The following is a 24867-nucleotide window of genomic DNA, read 5'->3' on the forward strand; positions in this document are numbered from 1 at the left end:
GGCTATGAGCCAATATCTGGTTTTTCAGCTTCATGGGCCAATGGCTTCCTGGGGCGTCGATGCGCCCGGTGAAGTTCGCCATAGTCACGAGCTTCCCTCTCGTTCGGCGTTACTGGGGCTGCTCGCGGCAGCGCTCGGTATTTGTCGTGATGAAGAGGAGCGGTTAAACGATTTCAATCAGCATTATGCTTTTCTGTTGTGTGCCAGCCCGGAACCCCGCTGGGCACGAGATTATCACACAGTCCAGATGCCAAGAGAGGTGCGTAAAGCGCGCTATTTTAGCCGCCGGGAAGAGCTGCGCGATCCTGAGTTGCTCAGTGCGCTGATTTCCCGGCGAGACTATTACACCGATGCCTGGTGGATGGTTGGCGTTGCAATGACGCCGGACGCGCCTTATTCGCTGAAGCAGATCCGGGAAGGATTGCAACATCCGGTATTTCCTCTGTATTTGGGGCGAAAAAGCTATCCGCTGGGGTTGCCGCTCGCGCCGGTACTGCTGGAAGGAAGCGCGCCGGATGTCTTACGTGAGGCATATCGTCAGTATGAGAGTAAATTCAAAGCGCTGAAACTTCCTCTGGCGAAATTACAGAATGAATGCTGGTGGGAAGGGGATCACGACGGCTTAACCGCGAATAAAATTTTGCGCCGCCGTGACAGGCCGTTGAGTCGCCAACAATGGTTGTTTGGCGAACGTTCCGTGAATCAAGGGCCATGGCTCAGCAAGGAGGAATAGTGTACCTCTCAAGAATAACGTTACATACCAGCCAGCTTTCGCCTTCACAACTGCTGCATCTGGTGGATCGTGGCGAATACGTTATGCATCAGTGGCTGTGGGATCTTTTTCCTGGTGGAAAGGATCGGCAGTTCCTTTATCGTCGTGAGGAGTTACAGGGTGCTTTTCGCTTTTTTGTTTTGTCACAGGAACGGCCAGCAGAAAGCGCGATTTTCGACGTGCAGTGCCGCTCGTTCAGCCCAGCGTTAAGCGTTGGTCAGACGTTGCGATTTAACCTGCGTGCTAATCCGACAATTTGTAAAGCAGGTAAACGTCATGATTTGCTGATGGAAGCAAAGCGCCAGGTCAAAGCGCAGATGGGTAGTCAGGACATCTGGCTCTGTCAGCAGCAGGCGGCGCTGGCGTGGCTGTCTCGCCAGGGGGAGCAACATGGATTCTCATTGTGTGAGAGTAATGTTGATGCCTATCGGCAGCAGCAGATACGGCGCGAGAAAGCCCGCCAGATGATTCAGTTCAGCAGCGTGGATTATAGTGGCGTGCTGGTGGTCAACGATCCTGAACGATTCCTGCAACGTCTGGCGGTGGGATTCGGTAAAAGCCGGGCGTTTGGCTGCGGCATGATGATGATCAAACCGGGAGATGGTGAGTGACGTTTGTCCCGCTAAGCCCGATTCCCTTAAAAGATCGTACCTCAATGATCTTCCTCCAGTATGGTCAGGTTGACGTACTGGATGGCGCGTTTGTCTTGATCGATAAAAGCGGTATTCGCACGCATATTCCGGTGGGGTCGGTAGCCTGCATTATGCTGGAGCCGGGAACGCGAGTCTCTCATGCCGCAGTGTGACTGGCATCAATAGTCGGGACATTGCTGGTGTGGGTTGGGGAAGCGGGTGTGCGCGTTTACGCTTCCGGCCAGCCCGGTGGGGCACGGGCTGACAAGCTGCTCTATCAGGCCAAATTAGCGCTGGATGATGATTTGCGGCTGAAAGTCGTGCGAAAAATGTATGAATTGCGTTTTCGCGAGCCGCCCCCAGCGCGTCGTTCAGTTGAACAGTTACGCGGTATTGAGGGGGCCCGTGTGCGGCAGACCTATGCCCTGCTGGCAAAACAATACGGCGTAAAATGGAATGGTCGCAACTATGATCCTAAAGACTGGGAAAAAGGCGATGTAGTCAATCGATGTATTAGCGCCGCGACGTCATGTCTTTATGGGATTTCAGAAGCGGCTATCCTGGCGGCTGGCTATGCACCTGCCATTGGTTTTATTCACAGCGGTAAACCGCTTTCTTTTGTTTATGACATTGCCGATATCATTAAATTCGACTCTGTCGTGCCGAAGGCATTTGAAATTGCTGCCCGCCATCCTGTAGAGCCAGATAGAGAGGTGAGATTGGCCTGTCGCGATATATTTCGTAGTTCTAAGCTGACGAGCAAACTGATACCTCTGATTGAGGAAGTCCTTGACGCTGGCGAAATAGACCCTCCGCAGCCTGCGCCAGATATGTTGCCGCCTGCAATACCGGAACCGGAATTGTTTGGAGATGGTGGTCATAGGGGGCGTGGTGGATGAGTATGGTTGTCGTTGTAACGGAAAACGTTCCGCCGCGTCTGCGAGGGCGTCTCGCCGTCTGGCTGCTGGAAATCCGTGCGGGTGTTTACGTTGGTGATACCTCTAAGCGAATTCGGGAAATGATTTGGCACCAAATCATACAGTTGGGCGGAGCGGGAAACGTTGTGATGGCCTGGGCGACAAACACTGAGTCAGGTTTTGAGTTTCAAACCTGGGGAGAAAATCGCCGTATTCCGGTAGATTTGGATGGACTTAGACTAGTGTCTTTTCTTCCTTTTGATAATCAATAGGTTGAGTGTTCTTTAATAAAACGGAATTGTTGTTCCCAAGTTGGTAGATTGTTACTTGATGAAAATTGCAATAGAAAACAGTTATATATATTTAGTGTGTTCCCCGCGCCAGCGGGGATAAACCGTCGATTTATTGGTTCTCGATGAAGTAGGCGTAGTGTTCCCCGCGCCAGCGGGGATAAACCGATCGTCACCGCCTGATTCCGGGTCCCTTCCATGTGTTCCCCGCGCCAGCGGGGATAAACCGCATATGCTAGGTAATCCAGTATGGATTGATACGTGTTCCCCGCGCCAGCGGGGATAAACCGAGAAAAACGCTCAAATGGCTAAAGATTATGGTGTGTTCCCCGCGCCAGCGGGGATAAACCGAACGCTGGTCATCGCTTCCTCTGTATCAATGTGTGTTCCCCGCGCCAGCGGGGATAAACCGCTGTCGAGTTGGGTTTGCGCTGCGTTGATAAAGTGTTCCCCGCGCCAGCGGGGATAAACCGGTATGTCGAACCCGTTAGTTTATTTAGCGTTAGTGTTCCCCGCGCCAGCGGGGATAAACCGTCTCCGACATATAGCAATCGAGTTCCTGTGGAGTGTTCCCCGCGCCAGCGGGGATAAACCGCCGTTTGGCAGCGTCATCGACGGATTCAGCGGGTGTTCCCCGCGCCAGCGGGGATAAACCGGTTGGTGCGGGTTCGTTTACCTTCTGGCCGGTGTGTTCCCCGCGCCAGCGGGGATAAACCGGAACCAGGCGCGCTGTTGCAACGGGTGAATTCGTGTTCCCCGCGCCAGCGGGGATAAACCGGGATTATTCCAGACCGAGATATAGTGGCGGCAGTGTTCCCCGCGCCAGCGGGGATAAACCGCAAAACGTGTTATCTGGAATTGCCGACCCGAGCGTGTTCCCCGCGCCAGCGGGGATAAACCGCCACCGTCACAACAGCGCTCTGAGTCTCAGGAGTGTTCCCCGCGCCAGCGGGGATAAACCGTCAGACTGAATTCTTAATGCGGTTCCTTCGCCGTGTTCCCCGCGCCAGCGGGGATAAACCGATAACCCACGTGCTGATTGTCGCGATATGGGAGTGTTCCCCGCGCCAGCGGGGATAAACCGATCGCGCCGTTACAATGTTAATCTCGATTGGTGTGTTCCCCGCGCCAGCGGGGATAATCCACTTTGAAAGCAGAAATATTATGGAGCTGGATGGGTTACGAGGATTTACCCGCCTTTGCCAGTTCTTTTACCAGCGGGAGCATAATGCGTACCACGTCGCGGCTACGGTGCTCTATCCTGCCCGGTAAGGCTTTATCGATATGCTGCTGGTTATCCAGTCGCACATCGTGCCAGCTGTTGCCTGCCGGGAACGAGGCGCTTTTGGCGCGCTGTTGATAGCCATCTTTCTTGCCCAGACTCCAGTTGGTTGCTTCAACGGAGAGCACGGCAATGCCTGCGTTGTCGAAGACCTCTGCGTCGTTACAACATCCAGTACCTTTCGGATAGTTTTTGTTCTGTCCTGGATTGGTGCTGGCTACGATACCGCGGCTGTGCGCGATGGCCAGTGCCCGGTCGCGCGTCAATTTTCGCACCGCTTCCGGGGTTTTCTTACCGCTATTGAAATAGAGCTTATCGCCGACGATCAGGTTATCGAGGTTGATAACCAGCAGCGTATTTTTCTTCTCGGCGGCGCTCATTCGCTTCAGGATGTTCTCCGCGCCCAGTTTGCCTTCTTCCTCGCCGCTGGTGGCGATAAATCGAATGCCGTACTGCGTCGGCACGTCTTTGAGTTTTTCCGCCAGTTCCAGCATCACGCCAAGTCCTGCGGCGTTGTCATCAATACCTTGCAGGGTCAATCCACCCAGATTGGCATCGGAATCGGCGTCGCTCTGTGCGGCGTAGGTGTCGAGGTGTGCCATGATAATAATCTGCTGTGGCGCTTTACCCTCATGTGCGGCAATAACGGTACTTCCCGTGACGTTATGCCAGTTTTTACGGTTATTTTTGGCGGTATAAACATAACGGCTATTAAACGTTCGAATATCACTGCTGTAGCCCATCTGCTGAAATTGCTGACGAATATAATCAGCAGACAACATTTCTGCCGGAGAGCCCGTTACGCGGCCCGGGAAAAACGTTGCGATATATCGAGCCTGGGTATTTGCGATATCTCCAGGTTTGGAAGATGTTGCCTGTGCGGGAAGGATAAAGCACGCGCCGAGCGCCAGGATTGCAAGAAGGGGGCGCGTTGCGGAAAACATAATGAGTCCTTAAATACCAAGCAGAAATTTTTAGCCGCTAGTATGAAACCGTGATCGAGGTAAAACAATTTCATTTGCTCCTAAATGCCCGAAATTCGGTAGCTTAAGCACTTTTTGATATTTGCTTTTCCGGATCGTTATTCCTTTGAGGAACTACTCATTCCAATTCGTAATTTCATTCGCCCTCTTGCCCTCCCTATAGTCAGGTTATCTGAGCATCGTTAGCAAAATAACGGCATTACATAGGAACGGTTATGGATCAAAAACGACTTACCCACCTGCGGCAACTGGAAGCGGAAAGCATCCATATTATTCGTGAGGTGGCCGCCGAGTTTTCGAATCCGGTGATGATGTATTCCATCGGCAAAGATTCCAGCGTAATGCTGCATCTGGCGCGCAAAGCGTTTTATCCTGGCACGTTGCCGTTCCCTCTGCTGCACGTTGATACCGGCTGGAAATTCAGCGAGATGTACGAGTTTCGTGACCGCACGGCGAAAGCCTACGGTTGTGAACTGCTGGTGCATAAAAACCCGGAAGGGGTGGCGATGGGCATCAACCCGTTTGTTCACGGTAGCGCCAAGCATACCGATATTATGAAAACCGAAGGGTTGAAGCAGGCGTTGAACAAATACGGTTTCGACGCCGCGTTCGGTGGCGCTCGTCGTGACGAAGAGAAATCGCGTGCCAAGGAGCGCATTTATTCTTTCCGCGATCGTTTTCATCGCTGGGACCCTAAAAATCAGCGTCCGGAACTGTGGCATAACTACAACGGACAGATTAACAAAGGCGAAAGCATTCGCGTATTCCCGCTCTCCAACTGGACTGAACAGGATATCTGGCAGTACATCTGGCTGGAAAATATCGACATCGTGCCGCTGTACCTGGCGGCGGAGCGTCCGGTGCTGGAACGCGACGGCATGCTGATGATGATTGATGACGACAGAATCGATCTGCAACCGGGCGAAGTGATTAAAAAACGCATGGTGCGTTTCCGTACGCTCGGCTGCTGGCCGTTAACAGGCGCGGTGGAGTCGAATGCGCAGACGCTGCCTGAAATCATCGAAGAGATGCTGGTCTCAACCACCAGTGAACGTCAGGGCCGCGTGATTGACCGCGACCAGGCGGGCTCCATGGAGCTGAAGAAACGTCAGGGGTATTTCTAAGGAGCCGCCATGAACACGACACTTGCACAACAAATTGCTAATGAAGGCGGCGTTGAAGCCTGGATGGTCGCCCAGCAACACAAAAGCCTGCTGCGTTTTTTAACCTGCGGTAGCGTGGATGATGGGAAAAGCACCCTGATTGGTCGCCTGCTGCACGACACGCGTCAGATTTATGAAGACCAGCTTTCATCGCTGCACAACGACAGTAAACGTCACGGTACTCAGGGCGAAAAGCTCGATCTGGCGTTATTGGTTGACGGCTTGCAAGCCGAGCGCGAGCAGGGCATCACCATCGACGTGGCTTACCGTTATTTCTCTACCGAGAAGCGTAAATTTATTATTGCGGATACTCCCGGTCATGAGCAATACACTCGCAACATGGCGACCGGTGCGTCGACCTGCGACCTGGCGATCCTGCTGATCGATGCGCGTAAAGGCGTGCTGGATCAGACCCGTCGTCACAGCTTTATCTCCACGCTACTTGGGATCAAACACCTGGTGGTGGCGATCAACAAAATGGATCTGGTGAACTTTAGCGAAGAGACATTTAACCGCATTCGCGAAGACTATCTTACTTTTGCTGAACAGTTGCCGGGCAACCTGGATATCCGGTTTGTGCCGCTCTCTGCGCTGGAAGGCGACAACGTGGCTTCACAAAGCGCCAGCATGTCGTGGTACAGCGGTCCGACGCTACTGGAAGTGCTGGAAACCGTTGAGATTCAACGCATAGTTGATACTCAGCCGATGCGTTTCCCGGTGCAGTATGTGAACCGACCGAATCTGGATTTTCGTGGTTATGCCGGGACGCTGGCCTCCGGTAGTGTGAAGGTAGGGCAACGCGTCAAAGTGCTGCCATCCGGCGTTGAGTCGAGCGTGGCGCGGATCGTAACCTTTGATGGTGATTTACAGGAAGCACATGCGGGTGAAGCGATCACCCTGGTATTGAAAGATGAAATCGATATCAGCCGGGGCGACCTGCTACTTGATGCCGGTGAAGCGTTACCTGCGGTACAAAGCGCTGCCGTTGATGTGGTGTGGATGGCGGAACAACCGTTGTCGCCTGGGCAGAGCTACGACATCAAAGTCGCCGGTAAGAAGACCCGCGCACGCGTTGATAACGTGCAGTACCAGATTGATATTAATAACCTGACCCAACGTGATGTTGAAGCGTTGCCGCTAAACGGCATCGGTCTGGTTAATCTGACCTTTGATGAGCCGCTGGTGCTGGATACCTATCAGCAGAACCCGGTTACGGGCGGGCTGATTATCATTGACCGCCTGACCAACGTTACCGTTGGCGCGGGGCTGGTACGTGAGCCAATCGTCCAGGAGCACACCGCGGCTTCTCAGTTCAGCGCGTTTGAGCTGGAGCTTAATGCGTTAGTGCGTCGCCATTTCCCGCACTGGGGCGCGCGCGATCTGCTGGGAGGAAAATAATGGCGCTGCATGACGAAAACGTCGTCTGGCATGCCCATCCTGTTACACCGCAACAGCGGGAACAACGCCACGGTCATCGTGGTGTTGTGCTGTGGTTTACCGGGCTGTCTGGTTCCGGTAAATCCACGGTAGCAGGGGCGCTGGAAGAGGCGTTGCACAAGCTGGGAGTGAGTACCTATTTGTTGGATGGCGATAACGTGCGCCACGGCCTGTGCAGCGATCTTGGGTTTAGCGATGCCGATCGTAAGGAGAATATTCGTCGGGTTGGCGAGGTGGCTAACCTGATGGTGGACGCGGGCCTTGTGGTGTTGACCGCCTTTATCTCTCCGCATCGCGCCGAACGCAAAATGGTCCGTGAACGCGTTGGCGAAGGGCGTTTTATTGAGGTTTTTGTCGATACGCCGCTGGCAACGTGCGAATTACGCGATCCAAAAGGGCTGTATAAAAAAGCGCGGGCGGGTGAGTTGCGCAATTTCACCGGAATTGATTCGGTATACGAAGCGCCTGAATCGCCAGAGATTCACCTTGATGGTGAACAATTGGTAACAAATTTGGTACCCCAATTATTAGACCTGCTGAGGCAGGAAGATATTATCAGATCCTGAGACACCCGAGCTTGTATGCCCGGTCAGTCACGGTCACAGGATTAGATATGCGTAACAGCCATAACATTACTATTACAGAGTCAGATACCTTCGCCGCCGACGATGAAACCACCTGGTCACTACCGGGTGCCGTGGTCGGTTTTATCGCGTGGCTGTTGGCGCTGGGGATTCCGTTTCTGATTTATGGCCCTAACACACTCTTTTTCTTCATTTATACCTGGCCCTTTTTCCTCGCATTGCTGCCCGTGGCGATTGTCGCGGGTATTGCGCTGCACTCCCTATTGAAGGGGCTGTTGCTGCTGAGCATTACCTGCACCCTACTGGTGGTTGGGGCGATGTTTGGCGCGCTATTTCTGTGGTTGTTGGGTTAGGCAAACGCCTTTTTTTAACAATCGCTGATGTTGTTCACTCTCTGGTCATAATTCAAACCGTAACCAACAATGAGATTATGTTCTCCTTACACGGGGTATACGTAACAACGGGCAAATGTGGTACATTTGCCCGCGTTGTCGCGGCATTCCCGACCGTTGATGTAAAGTTGTCTGCGGAAGTTATGGGATGTTAATGCCGTTTTTCAGGGGGCAGGATGGGTAAACTAACGCTGCTGTTGCTGGCTTTATTGGTCTGGCTGCAGTATTCGCTGTGGTTCGGTAAGAACGGCATACATGACTATAGTCGCGTCAACGATGATGTTGCTGCGCAGCAAGCTACGAACGCGAAACTTAAAGCACGTAACGATCAGCTCTTTGCCGAAATTGACGATCTCAATGGCGGACAAGAGGCTATTGAGGAGCGCGCGCGCAACGAACTCAGCATGACTAAGCCGGGCGAAACCTTTTATCGTCTGGTGCCTGACGCGTCTAAACGCGCTCAGACTGCAGGGCAAAACAATCGATAAACCGTCCAGGGATTTAACATGGCAGCCACTTTATTGGACGTTTGCGCTGTGGTGCCGGCTGCCGGGTTTGGCCGCCGAATGCAAACAGAGTGTCCTAAGCAGTACCTCTCTATTGGCAATAAAACCATTCTTGAACACTCGGTTGATGCGCTGCTGGCTCATCCCCGGGTGACGCGAGTCGTTATCGCTATCAGCCCAGGCGACAGCCGCTTTGCCCAACTTCCACTCGCCGCGCATCCGCAAATTACCGTAGTGGATGGCGGCAACGAGCGTGCCGATTCTGTCCTTGCCGGTTTGCAAGCCGCAGGTGAGGCCAGTTGGGTACTGGTGCATGACGCCGCGCGTCCGTGTCTGCACCAGGATGATTTAGCCCGTTTGCTGGCAATCAGTGAGACCAGCCGCACCGGCGGGATCCTGGCGGCACCAGTACGCGACACGATGAAGCGCGCGGAGCCGGGCCGAACAGACATTGCCCATACGGTCGATCGCACCGATTTATGGCACGCGTTGACGCCGCAGTTTTTCCCTCGCGAGCTGTTGCACGACTGCCTGACCCGTGCGCTCCGCGAAGGCGCAACCATTACGGATGAGGCCTCGGCGCTGGAATATTGCGGCTTACACCCTCAGCTCGTTGAAGGACGGGCTGATAATATTAAAGTAACGCGTCCAGAGGATTTGGCGTTGGCCGAATTTTATCTGACCCGGACTACCCACCAGGAGAAGACATAATGCGAATTGGACACGGTTTCGACGTACACGCTTTTGGCGGAGAAGGCCCAATTATCATTGGTGGTGTGCGCATCCCGTATGAAAAAGGATTGCTGGCGCATTCTGATGGCGATGTGGCGTTACACGCGCTAACCGATGCTCTGCTGGGCGCGGCTGCGCTCGGGGATATCGGTAAACTCTTCCCTGACACCGACCCGACCTTTAAAGGTGCCGATAGTCGTGAATTATTGCGAGAAGCCTGGCGGCGTATTCAGGCCAAAGGCTATACGCTTGGTAATGTGGATGTGACAATTATTGCTCAGGCGCCGAAGATGCTGCCGCACATTCCGCAAATGCGCGTGTTTATTGCCGAAGATCTCGGCTGCCATATGGATGATGTTAACGTGAAAGCGACCACCACGGAAAAACTCGGTTTTACCGGGCGTGGGGAAGGGATTGCCTGTGAAGCGGTGGCGTTACTCATTAAGGCACCGAAATGACTGTGTTTGACGATCTGACGTATCTCCATGGCAAACCACTGGGCCATGGCGTCCTGAAAGCGAATCCGGAAGACTTTGTTGTTGTCGAAGATTTAGGCTTCGAACCGGATGGCGAAGGCGAGCATGTTTTGGTGCGCATCCTGAAGAACGGTTGTAACACCCGTTTTGTGGCTGACGCGCTGGCGAAATTCCTGAAAATTCACGCCCGTGAAGTGAGCTTTGCCGGGCAGAAAGATAAGCATGCGGTCACGGAACAGTGGCTGTGCGCGCGCGTACCGGGCAATGCAATGCCTGATCTAAGCAAATTTGAGCTCGAAGGCTGTAAAGTTCTGGAGTACGCGCGCCACAAGCGTAAGCTGCGTTTAGGGGCGCTGAAAGGCAACGAATTTACGCTGGTGTTGCGTGAAGTGAGCGAGCGAAATGACGTTGAAGCGCGTTTGCAGGCGATTAGCGAACGCGGCGTACCGAACTATTTTGGCGCTCAGCGTTTTGGTATCGGCGGTAGCAACCTGCAAGGGGCGCTGCGCTGGGCACAAAGCGATGCGCCGGTGCGCGATCGCAATAAACGCAGTTTTTGGTTGTCGGCGGCCCGTAGCGCGTTGTTTAATCAGATAGTCAGTGAACGCTTGAAAAAAACAGACTTTAATCAAGTTGTTGACGGCGATGCGCTACAATTATCCGGACGCGGAAGTTGGTTTGTCGCCACACAGGAAGAACACACTGAATTACAGCGTCGCGTCGATGAGAAAGAATTGATGATCACAGCGGCATTACCGGGCAGCGGTGAGTGGGGAACTCAGCGCGACGCACTGGCGTTTGAAAAAGCCGCTGTTGCTGATGAAACCGCGCTGCAAGCTCTGTTATTGCGCGAGAAAGTCGACGCGTCGCGTCGCGCTATGTTGCTGTATCCACAACAATTAAGCTGGAACTGGTGGGATGACGTAACCGTCGAGTTACGCTTCTGGCTACCGGCAGGTAGCTTCGCCACCAGTGTTGTAAGGGAACTTATTAACACAATGGGTGATTATGCGTATATTGCTGAGTAACGATGATGGGGTCCACGCACCCGGTATACAAACGCTGGCGAAAGCGCTGCGTGAGTTTGCTGACGTACAGGTGGTTGCCCCGGATCGTAACCGCAGTGGCGCGTCTAACTCGCTGACGCTGGAATCCTCACTTCGCACCTTTACCTATGATAACGGCGATATCGCCGTACAAATGGGTACGCCCACCGACTGCGTCTATCTGGGCGTGAACGCATTAATGCGTCCGCGTCCGGACATTGTCGTTTCTGGTATCAACGCGGGTCCTAATCTGGGTGATGATGTTATCTATTCCGGTACCGTTGCGGCGGCAATGGAAGGCCGTCATCTGGGATTCCCGGCACTGGCTGTCTCACTTGATGGCCATAAATACTACGATACTGCTGCCGCAGTAACCTGTCGTATCTTACGGGCGCTGAGTCGTGAACCGCTGCGCACCGGTCGCATTTTGAATATCAACGTGCCGGATTTACCACTGGATCAGATTAAAGGTATTCGCGTCACGCGCTGCGGTAGTCGCCATCCGGCGGATCAGGTTATTCCACAGCAGGACCCACGCGGTAATACCCTGTACTGGATCGGGCCGCCGGGCGAAAAGTGCGACGCCGGGCCGGATACGGATTTTGCCGCCGTCGATGAAGGCTATGTTTCCATCACGCCGCTGCATGTCGATTTAACCGCATACGGCGCGCATGAAGTGGTTTCTGACTGGTTAGACAGCGTGGGAGTCGACACGCAATGGTAAGCAGACGCGTACACACTCTTCTTGAACAATTACGTGCGCAGGGCATCAGAGATGAGCTTGTCCTCGATGCGCTCGCCGCCGTGCCGCGTGAAAAATTCATTGATGAGGCGTTTGAACATAAGGCCTGGGACAATATTGCCCTGCCGATTGGTCAGGGGCAGACGATTTCGCAGCCCTATATGGTTGCGCGAATGACCGAACTGCTTGAGCTAACGCCGCAGTCTCGAGTGCTGGAAATTGGTACTGGCTCTGGCTACCAGACGGCGATTCTGGCGCACCTGGTGCATCATGTGTGCTCCGTTGAGCGCATTAAAGGTTTGCAATGGCAGGCGCGTCGCCGCCTGAAGCAGCTTGATTTACATAATGTTTCGACCCGTCATGGTGATGGATGGCAAGGCTGGCAGGCGCGAGCTCCGTTTGACGCTATCATTGTAACGGCAGCGCCGCCCGAGATCCCGACCGCATTGATGATGCAACTGGATGAGGGCGGCATTCTCGTCTTACCCGTGGGCGATGAGCACCAGTTTCTGAAGCGGGTGCGTCGTCGGGGAGGCGAATTTATTATCGATACCGTGGAGGCCGTACGTTTCGTTCCCTTAGTAAAAGGGGAGCTTGCGTAGATAGCGCTGCTGAATACCTGGAGTTTTCCTGGTTATTCTCGAAAGAGTAAGCGTATTGTGACGGGGCCTTGCACGGTGATTACGTCACTGGTTTTAACCAATTTTCCTGGGGGATAAATGAGCGCGGGAAGCCACAAATTTACCGTTCGCCGCATTGCGGCATTGTCACTGGTTTCACTATGGCTGGCAGGTTGTTCAAACACCTCGAATCCACCAGCGCCGGTCAGCTCGGTTAACGGTAGTGCATCAACGAACACCAGTTCTGGCATGCTGATTACGCCTCCACCTAAAATGGGCTCGACGTCGACAGTACAGCAGACGCCACAGATCCAGTCGGTGCAGCAACCAACCACACAGCCAACGCAAATCCAGCCTGTTGCTCAACAGCCTGTGCAGATGGAAAACGGTCGTATTGTATACAATCGTAAGTATGGGAATATTCCGAAAGGTAGCTACACGGGCGGCAGTACCTATACTGTTAAGAAAGGCGATACCCTTTTCTATATTGCCTGGATCACCGGGAACGATTTCCGTGACCTCGCACAACGCAATAACGTTCCGGCCCCGTATGGCCTGAATGTCGGTCAAACTCTGCAAGTGGGCAACGCGTCTGGTGCACCGATTACCGGTGGCAATGCCATCACCCAGGCGGATGCAGCACAGCAAGGAGTTGTGACCAACCCTGCACAAAATTCCACCGTTGCTGTTGCTTCGAAACCAACAATTACGTATTCTGAGGATTCAGGTGAACAAAGTGCTAACAAAATGTTGCCGAACAACAAGCCTGCTGGGACTGTGGTCACAGCGCCTGTAACGGCTCCAGCAGTTAGCACAACCGAATCAACTGCAAGCTCAACGTCGACTAGCTCGCCAATCTCTACCTGGCGCTGGCCGACTGACGGCAAAGTGATCGAAAACTTTGCGGCTACCGAAGGTGGCAATAAAGGGATCGACATTGCAGGCAGCAAAGGACAGGCTATTGTCGCGACCGCAGATGGACGCGTCGTCTATGCCGGTAACGCGCTGCGTGGTTACGGTAATCTTATTATCATCAAACATAACGATGATTACCTGAGCGCCTACGCCCATAACGATACAATGCTGGTCCGGGAACAACAAGAAATCAAGGCGGGGCAGAAAATAGCTACCATGGGTAGCACCGGAACCAGTTCAACACGCTTGCATTTTGAAATTCGTTACAAGGGGAAATCCGTAAACCCGCTGCGCTATTTACCGCAGCGATAATTAGGCGGAACCAGGCTTTCACGTGCTAGTTCCGTTAGGGATCACGGGTAGGAGCCACCTTTATGAGTCAGAATACGCTGAAAGTTCATGATTTAAATGAAGATGCGGAATTTGATGAGAACGGAGTAGAGGCTTTTGATGAAAAAGCCTTGAGTGAAGAGGAACCCAGTGATAACGACCTGGCTGAAGAAGAGCTGTTATCGCAGGGGGCCACACAGCGTGTGTTGGACGCGACTCAGCTTTACCTTGGTGAGATTGGTTATTCACCACTGTTAACAGCCGAAGAAGAAGTTTATTTTGCGCGTCGCGCACTGCGTGGAGATGTCGCATCTCGCCGTCGCATGATTGAAAGTAACCTGCGTCTGGTGGTGAAAATTGCTCGTCGTTATGGCAATCGTGGTCTGGCATTGCTGGACCTGATTGAAGAGGGCAATTTAGGGCTTATCCGTGCCGTCGAGAAGTTTGACCCGGAACGTGGGTTCCGCTTCTCAACATACGCAACCTGGTGGATCCGCCAGACGATCGAACGGGCGATTATGAACCAAACCCGTACGATCCGACTGCCGATTCACATTGTAAAAGAGCTGAACGTCTATCTGCGTACCGCGCGTGAGTTGTCGCATAAACTGGACCACGAACCGAGTGCAGAAGAGATTGCTGAACAACTGGATAAACCGGTTGATGACGTCAGCCGTATGCTCCGACTCAACGAGCGTATTACCTCGGTAGACACCCCGCTGGGTGGCGATTCCGAAAAAGCGTTGCTGGATATTCTGGCCGATGAAAAGGAAAACGGTCCAGAAGACACCACGCAAGACGATGATATGAAACAGAGCATCGTCAAATGGCTGTTCGAACTGAACGCCAAGCAGCGTGAAGTGCTGGCACGTCGTTTTGGTCTGCTGGGGTACGAAGCTGCGACACTGGAAGATGTGGGCCGTGAAATTGGTCTCACTCGTGAACGTGTTCGCCAGATTCAGGTTGAAGGTCTGCGTCGTCTGCGTGAAATTCTGCAGACTCAGGGACTGAATATCGAAGCGCTTTTCCGCGAGTAAGCACAAGTTCTATCAAGAAAGGCCAGTCTCATTGAGACTGGCCTTTTTCTTTAGGGCTAACGCTATCGGGCTCTTTTTACTACACCAGACTTTTCAACCGGTAGATCCACTCCAGCGCCTGGCGAGGCGTTAGCGAATCCGGGTCGAGGTTTTCCAGCGCATCAACGGCGGGTGACGTTTCTTCCGGTACTGACAGCAGCGACATCTGCGTGCCGTCGACCTGGGTTGCGGCAACATTTGGCGCGATGCTTTCCAGTTCGCGCAGTTTTTGCCGCGCGCGTTTGATCACCTCTTTCGGTACGCCAGCCAGGGCAGCGACTGCCAGACCATAGCTCTTGCTCGCCGCGCCATCCTGCACGCTGTGCATGAAGGCGATGGTATCGCCGTGCTCTAACGCATCCAGATGCACATTAGCGACGCCCTCCATCTTCTCCGGTAACTGCGTCAGTTCGAAGTAGTGGGTCGCAAATAAAGTTAATGCTTTGATTTTATTTGCCAGATTTTCTGCGCATGCCCATGCCAGCGACAGGCCGTCGTAGGTGGAGGTACCGCGTCCAATCTCATCCATCAGCACCAGACTGTTCTCGGTGGCGTTATGCAGAATGTTGGCGGTTTCGGTCATTTCTACCATGAAGGTGGAACGACCTGATGCCAGATCATCCGCCGCGCCCACGCGGGTAAAGATACGATCGATAGGCCCGATCTCGACTTTCTGTGCCGGAACGTAGCTGCCGATATAGGCCAGTAGCGCAATCAACGCAGTCTGGCGCATATAGGTACTTTTACCCCCCATGTTTGGGCCGGTGATGATCAGCATCCGTCGCTGAGGCGAGAGGTTAAGCGGGTTGGCGATAAACGGCTCGGTCAGCACCTGTTCAACCACCGGATGACGTCCCTCGGTAATACGAATGCCGGGTTTATCGGTGAAGATCGGACAGGTGTAATTCAGGGTATAAGCACGCTCCGCGAGGTTGACCAGCACGTCCAACTCCGCCAGCGCGCTGGCGCTTTGTTGCAAATCAGCCAGGTGTGGCAGCAGCATGTCGAACAGTTCGTCATACAGCTGTTTTTCCAGCGCCAGCGCTTTGCCTTTTGAGGTCAGAACTTTGTCTTCGTACTCTTTCAGTTCCGGAATAATGTAGCGTTCGGCGTTTTTCAATGTCTGGCGGCGTACGTAGTTAATTGGCGCCAGATGACTTTGCCCACGGCTGATCTGAATGTAGTAGCCGTGCACGGCGTTAAATCCTACTTTCAGCGTGTCCAGACCAGTGCGTTCGCGTTCGCGGATTTCCAGTCTATCGAGGTAGTCCGTGGCGCCATCAGCCAGCGCTCGCCACTCATCAAGCTCTTCATTGTAGCCTGGGGCAATGACGCCGCCGTCACGTACGAGCACTGGCGGAGCTTCCACGACGGCACGCTCCAACAGTTCACGCAGCTCAGTAAACTCACCCATTTTCTCGCGCAGCATCTGCACGGGGGCGCTATCTACGTTTTCCAGTTGCGCGCGCAGTTCGGGTAATTGCTGGAAGGCATGACGCATACGGGCCAGATCGCGCGGGCGCGCAGTACGCAGGGCCAGACGCGCCAGAATACGTTCCAGATCGCCTACCTGACGCAGCACGGGTTGTAATTCGCTGGTGGTATCCTGCAGCGCGCCGATAGTCTGTTGGCGCTCGGTGAGGATTTTGGTGTCGCGGACCGGCATATGCAGCCAGCGCTTGAGCATACGGCTACCCATCGGTGTCACGGTGCAGTCGAGTACTGAAGCCAGCGTGTTTTCCACCCCGCCCGCCAGGTTCTGGGTGATTTCCAGATTGCGGCGTGTGGCGGCGTCCATAATGATGCTGTCCTGCTGACGCTCCATGGTGATGGAACGAATATGCGGCAGCGAGGTGCGTTGGGTATCTTTTACGTATTGCAGCAGACAGCCGGCAGCGCATAATCCGCGTGGGGCGTTTTCCACGCCAAAGCCAATCAGATCCCGCGTGCCGAACTGCAGATTTAACTGCTGACGGGCGGTATCAATTTCAAATTCCCACAGCGGACGACGACGCAGGCCGCGACGTCCCTCTATCAGCGAGGTTTCGGCAAAATCCTCGGCATACAGCAATTCAGCGGGGTTGGTGCGCTGCAATTCCGCGGCCATGGTTTCGCGGTCAGCGGGTTCACTGACACGAAAACGCCCGGAGCTGATATCCAGCGTAGCGTAGCCGTACCCTTTACTGTCTTGCCAGATGGCGGCCAGCAGGTTGTCCTGGCGTTCCTGCAACAACGCTTCATCACTGATGGTGCCTGGTGTGACAATACGTACCACTTTGCGCTCAACCGGGCCTTTGCTGGTCGCCGGATCGCCGATCTGTTCACAAATAGCAACAGACTCACCCTGATTGACCAGCTTGGCGAGGTAGTTTTCTACCGCATGATGAGGAATGCCTGCCATCGGGATTGGCTCGCCCGCAGATGCGCCGCGTTTGGTCAGGGAGATATCAAGCAGCTGAGACGCGCGTTTCGCATCGTCATAAAACAGTTCGTAAAAGTCGCCCATGCGGTAAAACAGCAGTATTTCCGGGTGCTGAGCCTTCAGCTTGAGATACTGCTGCATCATGGGGGTATGGGAGTCTAAGTTTTCTATTGTACTCATTGGTTTATGATGTCCATTTTCTTAATTTTTAATGAGTTAGTGATTTTTTGGTTATCATTAAGTTTCACGTTGTCTCATCGAATATCATGAAATCCTACATTTAAAGGTGGGTTAAAGTGTGCCTTGCCAACCTATACCTGGGTAAAATATGGGCATATACAGAGTAACCTACCTTGATGTTCATGATTGCATAAGGTGCATGATAACGGAGTCTTTATGGCAGGAAAACAAGAGGGAAAGCTACTTTCGTTTAAAGCGGTAGAAATGATGAAGCCTGGCGACAAAGATAAGTCCATAAATGGCTCTGAGGTGTCTGTTAAATCCGTAGTGATTCAACCTGTACGACAACCGGGGCGATACCTCAGTCCGGAGGCCATTAGACAGGCCTCGTCGTGAGGATCGAATCTGCTTACAGATGTGGGGTCGATCCATTATTCTGGAATACACCGGTATCAGGACGATGTTTCATGCAATTTATCTGCTGGAGTTCCTCAATAGTATATTCGCGGTACAAGAAATACTGGATTTGGGTACCGTATCTGAGGTTCATTTTCTGAGCCAAGGCAGATACCCGCTGATACACTGCTTTCGTTGAGCAGTGCAGAAGTTGGGATGTGGCAGTAATATTTATTTGTCGGCGTAACGCACAGGCTACGGAAATCTCGGTATGGGTAAGGTTACGTAGCTCCCGCAAAGAATCAATTATGGTGAGTATATGATAGACAGTATATCTTCGGCCTTCATTAATATACCGGATAAACTCCGTTACAGAGGCGGTTCTGGAGATACCCTCCAGTGATGAAAGCACCTTTGATAACATTCCACGGCCTTTTACAAAAATGATAGAATAGCCGTCGGTCAGTTCATTGCAAACACGATGTTTAATATCATGCAAGCTGAAGAAAGATTCAATATCAATAATACATAAGTTCTCTTCGCGCAGGCTATCTATTGGCATCAGCCCTCCCGCAGACCGGGTAAAAAAAATATCATCAGAGAATACGACAAACGACATTGGGAAAAACCTTAACTCTTTGTTTTTAAGAAAAATGAGTCCGGTGCTTTCCTCAAAGGGATACACTGGACAATAAATGATTTACGGATTTTTTGAGATGAAACTAAGAAATTACAAGAAGATCCTCATTCAGACGCTATTTTTTGTCTGACATCATTAGCGTTATCTCTTTTTTATTTAGCATGGAAATAATCCCCTGATCCTTCAGGCTATCCAGGGCACGCGACAAGGTGGATATCGAAATGCCCAGAACCTGGGCCAGTTCTTTCTTACTGATCGGTAACTCAAGGTTGAGATGCTCAAAGCCATACTCTTTATAAGTGCGAGACAACAGTTGCAGGAAATATTGAACCTTCTGCAAGGTATCACTTTTGGTCAATACTGAAATAAATTGCTGTTTTTCCTGCGCCGAACGTGACAGGATCCTGACAATAAAATCTGTAAATCCTGGCATCAGCTGGCTCATTTCGTAGAAATGATCGCTTCTCAGTACGCAAACTTCTATTTCCGTTGCGGCTTGAATATCCTGCTGACTGTAACCGATGTGCAGCTCCTCCACGCCCATCACCTGTCCTGGCAAAACGATCCCCATCAGCTGCCCGCGCGTATCGTAAACCTTAGCGGCCCCGCTACGTAGGGCATATAGCGCGTCTATTTTCTCTCCCCGACGATAAATATATTCACCTCTGGCAATCTTCTTTTTTGTCTCCAGATTGCGGATAAACAATGGATCTTTCTGCCTGAACAGATAGGCAGAGCACAGTTCTGCAAAACCGCACTCTTCACAATTGACACAATTATTTCTTTTCATAGTGAATGTATAACACTATCCCTGTTATTGAATCACACAGTTCATTAAGGGTGATAAGGTATTTGCAATCGTAATATAGTTATTGTCTTTTTTGTCTAAGGAGATAACGTATTCGCCTTCCATCCCAAATATTTTTGTTGTCAGCAGGGTAATGTCTTCCGGCACATTATCGTGAGCCATGATATCTTTTGTCGTCGTATTCATACGATACTGGTTGCCGCTGACGTTATGGTAGGTAAATGTTATATAACGCGACAATCGATATTGACGCCCCTGATAGTCAATGTTGCCGGAAAGATTAAATACGCCCGTTTCGTTCTTGTTAAATTCAAACGTGATATTTCCTTTGAATAAGAGAGCGTGATCTGAAGCATCAACATAGGTGATATTCGCAAAGCAGCGTTTGTCAAAATAAACACCCGATCGCAGGCTTAGTTGCCATGTTAACAGACAAATCAACGCGACCACTGCCAGCACTAAGGTTGTCATCAGCTTCATTTTAATTTCCAGTTAAAAGCATAATAGTTCTCACAATAGACAATTTTTGCTGTTGCCTTATCTGTTGGACAATAAGAGTAGAAAAACCGACCATGACTACCGTAAAGAACACTGGGTTGAAAATAAACCATAATCTGCGCGGGTTTCCGGGCGCACTTTAGCTCAAGTTCAGGCTGTAGCTGACGGATAATATTCATGACCTGAGGGTCAACTTCCTCCGATAAATCTTCATAGGCAGTAAATTTGCAGTTCCCGATTTCACCAATACTGTATTCGGCTGCAAAACGCGGTGAACCCTGTTTCTGGCTGAGTATCCAAAGGTTGGCCAGCAGCAAAAACGCGATAGCCGCAATCAGCCAGAGGTTTTTTTTATCCTTCGTTGCCGCCTTACGCAGGGATACCGGAAGAGGTGTGGTACTCACCATTTCTTCATCATTCTGCAGTTCAACGGCGATTTCCGGTGAGAAGTAAAAGCCCACCTTGGGTACGGCTACAATAATTTCCTCAATGAATATTAAGGATGTTAATGTTTTTCTGAGGATACTAATGTACTGGCTCAGCGATGAACTGGAACCCGGATGGCCCGCTTCCTCCCAGACTTTATCCAGAAGATAATCGCGTTCAAGTACCCGGCCTGGCGACGCAATCAGTAACGAAAGAATACGGTTAGCGGTATTTGTTAGCCTTTTACTTTGCTCGTTTCCGGGTTCCTTGACCACAAGTTCCCCGCTCTCGCTATCGTAAATGACTCTATTGGCTATCAAATATTTCATTCGCGTTTTCTTTCGGTAAATTTATACAATATGCATTCTGCGCGGCTGCGATTTCGGGTTATGCCTGGCTTAGTACATCGCAACCAAAGGTCTGAGCACTGCAATATTATGGCTTAGCAGATCGACAATGTCCCGATCCAGACGAAAATTTGACGCCTCTTCCTCGAGAATAATCAATGCTTTTTCGCTGGACATCCCCTGACGATAGGGGCGGTTCTCGGTCATCGCGGTGAAAACATCAGCCACAGCAATAATACGCGAAGGGATATCCAGCGCAGCCGCACCCAGACGAAAAGGGTAGCCGCTGCCGTCGAGGCGTTCATGATGTCTTGCCGCCCAGTGTACGATTTCACCCAGCTCTTCAATAGGGTGTAGCATCTCCAGCGTCTTATAGCTATGGCGCTTCATTTGCGCGTACTCGTCCGGCTCCAGCTTTCCCTGCTTCTCGAGGATTTCCAGTGGAATACCCAGCTTGCCAATATCGTGCAGGTATCCCGCGATGCGGATTTTATCCTGGGTGTAGCGATCGCAGCCGTACAGCTCCGCAAGCTTCGCCGCCACTTGAGCCACGCTGGTACTGTGAGTCTGCGTAAAGCTGCTGTATTTATCGACGATATTCGAAATCAGCAGGCAGACCTCCAGAAAATCATGGTGATCCAGCACCACATCATTGAGCGGGCTGATAACACGCAGCACCTGTTGTAATGAGGGCGAACTCAGGCGAAACCAGAAACCATCCTCATGGCTGGCATCCTGTAGCGCCTCGACCAGGCACGATGGCCATAGTGGGCTACTGGCCAGAAAACCGGAAACAATATTATGCCGTTGGGCCACATAGTCACCTTCAACCCCGCGCAGCCACAGCTCAAACTCATCGGCCAGATGCACCAGATGCCAAGTATTCAGCATTGTATTCTGCGTGTAACCCAAGGCATCCGCGTGGCGCGTTTCAAGAATTGCGGTCACTGGCTGTAAAAAACGTACGCCGGACATCATTGAGGCGCCAAGCCGTCCATGCTCTTCAATAAAGGCTTTACCATGGGCGCCACTGAAGGGATGCACTTTGCTCAGCGCCCCGATATTGTGCAACATACCCGCAAGCCAGGCGTTATTGATGGCTGCACTGTCAAAACCGGCTCGATTCCCGAGATACCAGCAAATGAGACCCGTGCGTTGCAAATGATGCACCAGTTCAGGAGAAAGCGGGTGCATAATGCTGTGCAGAAGATCAAGCACGGTTTGAACAGATATTTTCATAAAATCCTTTAAGAGAATTAAATTAAAAACTTACTGTAGCCCGTCTGGGCCACAGTAAAATAGGGGGTTAATCGTAGCCAAACATTATCTGCGCAGTCGCCACCACGCTACCGGTTGATAATGCTGATGCGTTATAAACTTTGTAATAAGCATGAAGATAAATGTATTGCGTATTGCTTATATCATCATCTTTAGCGATATCTAATATTTGTGAGGCATGTTCCATATTATTGCTACTGGATATTTGCACCTCATCATAGTCACCCATAAACATCCGGCTACGAATGGCAATACCTACCCCTCCCGCCGTGGTTTCATCGTTGACCATTATCTGGTAGCTGGTATCCGAACTGACTAAATCATTGCTGGATAACCAGGCCTTAACATTGCGGGTAGACGTTTTAATTCCGGCCAGGTTGCCGCACTTCAGCGGGATCGTGAAATCGGCACCATCTGCCTTTCCATTTTTTTTCAGGACGCTAAACGGAGCGGGGGGTAATTTCACGCTCATGTCCCGCGTCATATTGCAGGTTGTTTCTTTTGGCTCAAACTGAATCGTCAGCTTCTCATAAGCAATAAAATAATCGGTATTCCAGCTTTTGCGTGCGGTTTCAGACATCATATTGGACCAGGCGCGATAAGCATATGTTTTGCTGGAAAGGAACGGTGAGCTGGAGCCGCTTCCGGTACCGCTCATCACTGCAGGTATGACCGACAGTGCGCCGCTGGTTGTGGTTTTGGTATAGCTTTCCATGCCCACAGGCGGAGCCGACATTAATTCCGCTCGCAGCGTATATTGTGTCTGATATGACAGAGAGTGAATGCCCACGATACCGCTGACAGTCACTTTGGTATCGCCACTAATGGTGGACGTTAATTTTATCCAGTAGCTACTTTCACCATCCGCACTGTTGAAATTCAAATAAACAGGAGAACCGTTGAAACCGGTAAAATAATATAAGTGGTCTTGCGCCAGACCACCGATCCCAATATTCCCGTAAGTACAGGTCATACTACCCGACCAACTGGTGGTATAGGAATATTCAACGACGTTTGAATTCACGAAAGCCGATGAAAGATTTAGCGACTTATCCGATTCTGCGACGCTGGTAAAAAGTATACCGGAATTACGGCAGGTATCGCCTGTTACACCGCGAGACTGAGCCTGCGACTGTGCTTGTGCAGATAATATTGGGATTGCGGTCAGTATTATGGCCGTAACCATAAAATAAAATAATTTTTTCATGATTGATTCTGTTAGCTGAGTAAACTGAGTTAGCGACAAATATTTTCAGCATGCTCTGCAGGCTGGGAAATAGTGCAGAATTTTTTAGTCTTACCTTTGCTGATATTCACCTTCAGGCTGGCGGGAAGCGTCTCTGACTTAATAAAAATCTGACTCCCCTGTGCGACATAGCCGACTTCTTCATTCCCGGCACCGCTGACAACCGCGCCAAACGGTAACTGACCCCCTTCAGCGGTTTGCACATCAAAAGTGAAGAGTCTGCGCGTGTCAGTTTTGTACTTCAGCCAGCTGATACTGCCTTCGTACGGCGCCACATTGAGTAAATTACCTTCAAGGTCGACGTCGCTTTTTTGGGTTCCATCCTGCTCCAGATGGAAATTATTCTGTCGGTACGGTGTCGCGCTGGTGATGAGGGCGATACCTTTGCTGTTGGTGTGTGCGGAGGTATCGCCGTTAACGACCGCATTCACCACTCCTGGCGCTTCAATAATGACAAAATTACGTCCGTTATGAGGAGACGCCAGCAGCCCACCTTTCCATGCCAGCAGATTGCCGCTGGCACCCAGGCTTAGCTGGCGATATTCACGGGCCAGAGTCGCGCCGCTGTTCATGCTGGTATAGTCATTTTTCCAGCTGGTGTAGAGATCGGCTGCCCGCGAATCGTTGTCACTGTCGTGGCTCAGCATCAGGCTGTAGTCAACATCATGCATATTCCCGCTCATGCTGACGTCAGAAGAGGAATATTTGCCGTTCTGCACGCTGGCATGAGAAGACAGGCTGCCGCCGCTGCCGAATATCGACATCGGTATCGTGACAGAAAAATAGAGGTTGTTTTCCGTCTTACCGCGTGAACGCAACGCGCTCACCAGGTCGCCTTCATAATTGGTTTCATAGTCGTAATAGGACTGCGTAACCTCCGAGCGGCGCAGCGAAACCGAGTAGTTGACGCCGTGACTGGCATTGCTCCAGGTCAGGTTGTACTGACGGCTACTTTTCTGACCGCGCCAGTAATCGCGCCAGTAGGCTGAAAGCGACAGTCTTCCAAATTGTTCCCCCAGCGGCTGATTAATATTGGCGCTAAAGGCTTGTTTGCTGTTGATCGTTGAGGTGCCCGTTCCGCCATAATCCTTAATATTGGATTTGGTCAGGATATAATCGCTAAAAGAAGCGTAATCCTGAGTACGGTAATAATACGAAGCCAGCGAAATATTGGTGCGGGTCGGGAAGTATTTACTCCAGGACAGCGCGTATTTTTCTCCGTGGCGACGGCTATCGCCAGGCAGACGATACTGCGACTCCTCCACGGAAGCCGAGAGTGACCCAGCGTAGGGGATGGAAACCGCTCCTCCCAGAAGCAGAGACTGATAATTCTGGCTCCAGATCCCGCCCGCTGACGCGGTGAGGTAGTTATTCACCCCACGTGAATAGCTCACCTGGGTAAAATGGCTGCTATCGTCGACGTTGCGCATGTCCACCGCCCCGACGTTAATCTGATAGTCGCTGCTGCCGGGGCGCTGCATATCCGGGATCGAGGAGAATGGCACAATGAAGCGCTCAATGTTGCCGCCGGTGTTTTTTACCTCGACGGATAAATCGCTGCGTGAGCCGGTAGGCATCAGATCGCGGATGGCAAAGGGGCCTGGTGGGACATTGATCTGGTGGATGATATGACCATCCTGGGAGATACTGACCACCGCTGAACTGGTTGCAACACCTTCGATCACTGGCATATAAACGTTTTCGCTGTCCGGTAACATCTGACGACTTTTA

At 51.8% G+C, this 24867-nt stretch carries 25 protein-coding genes, 1 pseudogene and 1 CRISPR repeat array; of the genes and pseudogenes, 16 read left to right on the plus strand and 10 right to left on the minus strand.

The features are described from left to right. Nucleotides 1–4 precede the first annotated feature (4 nt). The 4 genes and pseudogenes from cas5e to cas2e all read left to right on the plus strand — a co-directional run bounded on the left by cas5e (nt 5) and on the right by cas2e (nt 2593). The gene (gene cas5e / locus KQJ19_RS07350; protein WP_216403501.1) at nt 5–733 is read left to right on the plus strand and encodes a type I-E CRISPR-associated protein Cas5/CasD; all 729 of its coding nucleotides are present in this window, start codon (nt 5–7) and stop codon (nt 731–733) included. Then, nucleotides 733–1383: a type I-E CRISPR-associated protein Cas6/Cse3/CasE gene (gene cas6e / locus KQJ19_RS07355; RefSeq protein WP_049282614.1), complete on the plus strand. Its 651-nt coding sequence runs from the start codon at nt 733–735 to the stop codon at nt 1381–1383. The genes cas5e and cas6e overlap by 1 nt, the downstream gene beginning before the upstream one ends. Continuing rightward, nucleotides 1380–2303, plus strand: a pseudogene (cas1e, locus tag KQJ19_RS07360) (type I-E CRISPR-associated endonuclease Cas1e). The gene cas6e and the pseudogene cas1e overlap by 4 nt, the downstream one beginning before the upstream one ends. Continuing rightward, a complete protein-coding gene (gene cas2e, locus KQJ19_RS07365) occupies nt 2300–2593 on the plus strand; it encodes a type I-E CRISPR-associated endoribonuclease Cas2e (protein ID WP_019077560.1) in 294 nt (97 codons plus the stop codon). The pseudogene cas1e and the gene cas2e overlap by 4 nt, the downstream one beginning before the upstream one ends. A gap of 96 nt (nt 2594–2689) precedes the next feature. Continuing rightward, nucleotides 2690–3756: direct repeats of the CRISPR family, unit length 29 nt; unit sequence GTGTTCCCCGCGCCAGCGGGGATAAACCG. 34 nt (nt 3757–3790) lie between these two features. Here the strand turns inward: cas2e and KQJ19_RS07370 are convergent. Next, entirely contained in the window at nt 3791–4837 is a 1047-nt protein-coding gene (locus tag KQJ19_RS07370; RefSeq protein ID WP_200051900.1) for an aminopeptidase, read from the minus strand. 254 nt (nt 4838–5091) lie between these two features. Here KQJ19_RS07370 and cysD point away from each other — a divergent pair, with 254 nt between their 5' ends. From cysD to KQJ19_RS07420, 10 genes are all read left to right on the plus strand, one after another. Next, nucleotides 5092–6000 (plus strand): sulfate adenylyltransferase subunit CysD, encoded by a 909-nt coding sequence (cysD, locus tag KQJ19_RS07375; protein WP_003034152.1) that lies wholly within the window; start codon nt 5092–5094, stop codon nt 5998–6000. Between the two features lie 9 nt (nt 6001–6009). Continuing rightward, nucleotides 6010–7437 carry a sulfate adenylyltransferase subunit CysN gene (cysN, locus tag KQJ19_RS07380; RefSeq protein WP_016154213.1) on the plus strand — a complete coding sequence of 476 codons (1428 nt, stop codon included), beginning with the start codon at nt 6010–6012 and terminating at the stop codon, nt 7435–7437. Next, nucleotides 7437–8042 (plus strand): adenylyl-sulfate kinase, encoded by a 606-nt coding sequence (gene cysC / locus KQJ19_RS07385; RefSeq protein WP_019077557.1) that lies wholly within the window; start codon nt 7437–7439, stop codon nt 8040–8042. The genes cysN and cysC overlap by 1 nt, the downstream gene beginning before the upstream one ends. Nucleotides 8043–8089: 47 nt before the next feature. Beyond that, complete coding sequence (locus tag KQJ19_RS07390; protein WP_016154211.1) at nt 8090–8413, plus strand: DUF3561 family protein; 324 nt, start codon at nt 8090–8092, stop codon at nt 8411–8413. A gap of 215 nt (nt 8414–8628) precedes the next feature. Then, on the plus strand, nt 8629–8940 hold the full coding sequence (ftsB, locus tag KQJ19_RS07395; protein ID WP_003034163.1) for a cell division protein FtsB: 312 nt from the start codon (nt 8629–8631) through the stop codon (nt 8938–8940). Between the two features lie 18 nt (nt 8941–8958). Next, nucleotides 8959–9669: a 2-C-methyl-D-erythritol 4-phosphate cytidylyltransferase gene (gene ispD, locus KQJ19_RS07400; RefSeq protein WP_200047095.1), complete on the plus strand. Its 711-nt coding sequence runs from the start codon at nt 8959–8961 to the stop codon at nt 9667–9669. Beyond that, complete coding sequence (gene ispF, locus KQJ19_RS07405) at nt 9669–10148, plus strand: 2-C-methyl-D-erythritol 2,4-cyclodiphosphate synthase (RefSeq protein ID WP_016154209.1); 480 nt, start codon at nt 9669–9671, stop codon at nt 10146–10148. Before ispD ends, ispF begins: the two co-directional genes overlap by 1 nt. After that, nucleotides 10145–11194 carry a tRNA pseudouridine(13) synthase TruD gene (gene truD / locus KQJ19_RS07410; protein WP_049282617.1) on the plus strand — a complete coding sequence of 350 codons (1050 nt, stop codon included), beginning with the start codon at nt 10145–10147 and terminating at the stop codon, nt 11192–11194. The genes ispF and truD overlap by 4 nt, the downstream gene beginning before the upstream one ends. Further along, nucleotides 11175–11936, plus strand: a complete 762-nt coding sequence (surE, locus tag KQJ19_RS07415) for a 5'/3'-nucleotidase SurE (protein WP_047499412.1) — start codon at nt 11175–11177, stop codon at nt 11934–11936. Before truD ends, surE begins: the two co-directional genes overlap by 20 nt. Further along, nucleotides 11930–12556: a protein-L-isoaspartate(D-aspartate) O-methyltransferase gene (locus tag KQJ19_RS07420; protein WP_003034172.1), complete on the plus strand. Its 627-nt coding sequence runs from the start codon at nt 11930–11932 to the stop codon at nt 12554–12556. The genes surE and KQJ19_RS07420 overlap by 7 nt, the downstream gene beginning before the upstream one ends. Nucleotides 12557–12588: 32 nt before the next feature. Here the strand turns inward: KQJ19_RS07420 and KQJ19_RS23955 are convergent, their stop codons facing one another. Next, nucleotides 12589–12816 carry a hypothetical protein gene (locus KQJ19_RS23955; protein WP_223870215.1) on the minus strand — a complete coding sequence of 76 codons (228 nt, stop codon included), beginning with the start codon at nt 12814–12816 and terminating at the stop codon, nt 12589–12591. Here KQJ19_RS23955 and nlpD point away from each other — a divergent pair. Further along, nucleotides 12719–13801 (plus strand): murein hydrolase activator NlpD, encoded by a 1083-nt coding sequence (nlpD, locus tag KQJ19_RS07425; RefSeq protein WP_230330220.1) that lies wholly within the window; start codon nt 12719–12721, stop codon nt 13799–13801. The genes KQJ19_RS23955 and nlpD overlap by 98 nt on opposite strands. Before the next feature lie 62 nt (nt 13802–13863). Then, the gene (gene rpoS / locus KQJ19_RS07430) at nt 13864–14856 is read left to right on the plus strand and encodes an RNA polymerase sigma factor RpoS (protein WP_000081498.1); all 993 of its coding nucleotides are present in this window, start codon (nt 13864–13866) and stop codon (nt 14854–14856) included. A 79-nt stretch (nt 14857–14935) separates the two neighbouring features. Here the strand turns inward: rpoS and mutS are convergent, their stop codons facing one another. From mutS to KQJ19_RS07470, 8 genes are all read right to left on the minus strand, one after another. Next, nucleotides 14936–17497 carry a DNA mismatch repair protein MutS gene (gene mutS / locus KQJ19_RS07435; protein WP_047499414.1) on the minus strand — a complete coding sequence of 854 codons (2562 nt, stop codon included), beginning with the start codon at nt 17495–17497 and terminating at the stop codon, nt 14936–14938. A gap of 409 nt (nt 17498–17906) precedes the next feature. After that, nucleotides 17907–18512 carry a hypothetical protein gene (locus KQJ19_RS07440; protein ID WP_047414282.1) on the minus strand — a complete coding sequence of 202 codons (606 nt, stop codon included), beginning with the start codon at nt 18510–18512 and terminating at the stop codon, nt 17907–17909. A gap of 136 nt (nt 18513–18648) precedes the next feature. Continuing rightward, nucleotides 18649–19239, minus strand: a complete 591-nt coding sequence (locus KQJ19_RS07445) for a Crp/Fnr family transcriptional regulator (RefSeq protein WP_233626864.1) — start codon at nt 19237–19239, stop codon at nt 18649–18651. A gap of 108 nt (nt 19240–19347) precedes the next feature. Continuing rightward, nucleotides 19348–19821, minus strand: a complete 474-nt coding sequence (locus KQJ19_RS07450) for a hypothetical protein (RefSeq protein WP_047414279.1) — start codon at nt 19819–19821, stop codon at nt 19348–19350. Continuing rightward, a complete protein-coding gene (locus KQJ19_RS07455) occupies nt 19818–20594 on the minus strand; it encodes a winged helix-turn-helix domain-containing protein (RefSeq protein ID WP_049282621.1) in 777 nt (258 codons plus the stop codon). Before KQJ19_RS07455 ends, KQJ19_RS07450 begins: the two co-directional genes overlap by 4 nt. Before the next feature lie 69 nt (nt 20595–20663). Further along, nucleotides 20664–21851 (minus strand): HD domain-containing phosphohydrolase, encoded by a 1188-nt coding sequence (locus KQJ19_RS07460; RefSeq protein ID WP_216403502.1) that lies wholly within the window; start codon nt 21849–21851, stop codon nt 20664–20666. Between the two features lie 67 nt (nt 21852–21918). Then, nucleotides 21919–23097: a fimbrial protein gene (locus KQJ19_RS07465; protein ID WP_103766744.1), complete on the minus strand. Its 1179-nt coding sequence runs from the start codon at nt 23095–23097 to the stop codon at nt 21919–21921. A 29-nt stretch (nt 23098–23126) separates the two neighbouring features. Then, nucleotides 23127–24867: fimbria/pilus outer membrane usher protein (locus KQJ19_RS07470; RefSeq protein WP_216403503.1), on the minus strand; the 1741-nt coding region annotated here is incomplete at its 5' end.

This window comes from Citrobacter sp. S46_ASV_140 (assembly GCF_018919545.1).
Taxonomy (GTDB): Bacteria; Pseudomonadota; Gammaproteobacteria; order Enterobacterales; family Enterobacteriaceae; genus Citrobacter; species Citrobacter braakii.

Excerpts from the sequence above, each read along its gene's own strand:
- truD (WP_049282617.1), top strand. The coding sequence starts at position 10,145 with ATGACTGTGTTTGACGATCTGACGTATCTCCATGGCAAACCACTGGGC.
- cysD (WP_003034152.1), top strand. The coding sequence starts at position 5,092 with ATGGATCAAAAACGACTTACCCACCTGCGGCAACTGGAAGCGGAAAGC.
- cas5e (WP_216403501.1), top strand. The coding sequence starts at position 5 with ATGAGCCAATATCTGGTTTTTCAGCTTCATGGGCCAATGGCTTCCTGG.
- cysN (WP_016154213.1), top strand. The coding sequence starts at position 6,010 with ATGAACACGACACTTGCACAACAAATTGCTAATGAAGGCGGCGTTGAA.
- rpoS (WP_000081498.1), top strand. The coding sequence starts at position 13,864 with ATGAGTCAGAATACGCTGAAAGTTCATGATTTAAATGAAGATGCGGAA.
- KQJ19_RS07465 (WP_103766744.1), bottom strand. The coding sequence starts at position 23,097 with ATGAAAAAATTATTTTATTTTATGGTTACGGCCATAATACTGACCGCA.
- KQJ19_RS07455 (WP_049282621.1), bottom strand. The coding sequence starts at position 20,594 with ATGAAATATTTGATAGCCAATAGAGTCATTTACGATAGCGAGAGCGGG.
- surE (WP_047499412.1), top strand. The coding sequence starts at position 11,175 with ATGCGTATATTGCTGAGTAACGATGATGGGGTCCACGCACCCGGTATA.
- cysC (WP_019077557.1), top strand. The coding sequence starts at position 7,437 with ATGGCGCTGCATGACGAAAACGTCGTCTGGCATGCCCATCCTGTTACA.
- ispD (WP_200047095.1), top strand. The coding sequence starts at position 8,959 with ATGGCAGCCACTTTATTGGACGTTTGCGCTGTGGTGCCGGCTGCCGGG.
- KQJ19_RS07450 (WP_047414279.1), bottom strand. The coding sequence starts at position 19,821 with ATGAAGCTGATGACAACCTTAGTGCTGGCAGTGGTCGCGTTGATTTGT.
- mutS (WP_047499414.1), bottom strand. The coding sequence starts at position 17,497 with ATGAGTACAATAGAAAACTTAGACTCCCATACCCCCATGATGCAGCAG.
- ispF (WP_016154209.1), top strand. The coding sequence starts at position 9,669 with ATGCGAATTGGACACGGTTTCGACGTACACGCTTTTGGCGGAGAAGGC.
- KQJ19_RS07390 (WP_016154211.1), top strand. The coding sequence starts at position 8,090 with ATGCGTAACAGCCATAACATTACTATTACAGAGTCAGATACCTTCGCC.
- ftsB (WP_003034163.1), top strand. The coding sequence starts at position 8,629 with ATGGGTAAACTAACGCTGCTGTTGCTGGCTTTATTGGTCTGGCTGCAG.
- cas2e (WP_019077560.1), top strand. The coding sequence starts at position 2,300 with ATGAGTATGGTTGTCGTTGTAACGGAAAACGTTCCGCCGCGTCTGCGA.
- KQJ19_RS07440 (WP_047414282.1), bottom strand. The coding sequence starts at position 18,512 with ATGTCGTTTGTCGTATTCTCTGATGATATTTTTTTTACCCGGTCTGCG.
- KQJ19_RS07460 (WP_216403502.1), bottom strand. The coding sequence starts at position 21,851 with ATGAAAATATCTGTTCAAACCGTGCTTGATCTTCTGCACAGCATTATG.
- KQJ19_RS07420 (WP_003034172.1), top strand. The coding sequence starts at position 11,930 with ATGGTAAGCAGACGCGTACACACTCTTCTTGAACAATTACGTGCGCAG.
- KQJ19_RS07370 (WP_200051900.1), bottom strand. The coding sequence starts at position 4,837 with ATGTTTTCCGCAACGCGCCCCCTTCTTGCAATCCTGGCGCTCGGCGCG.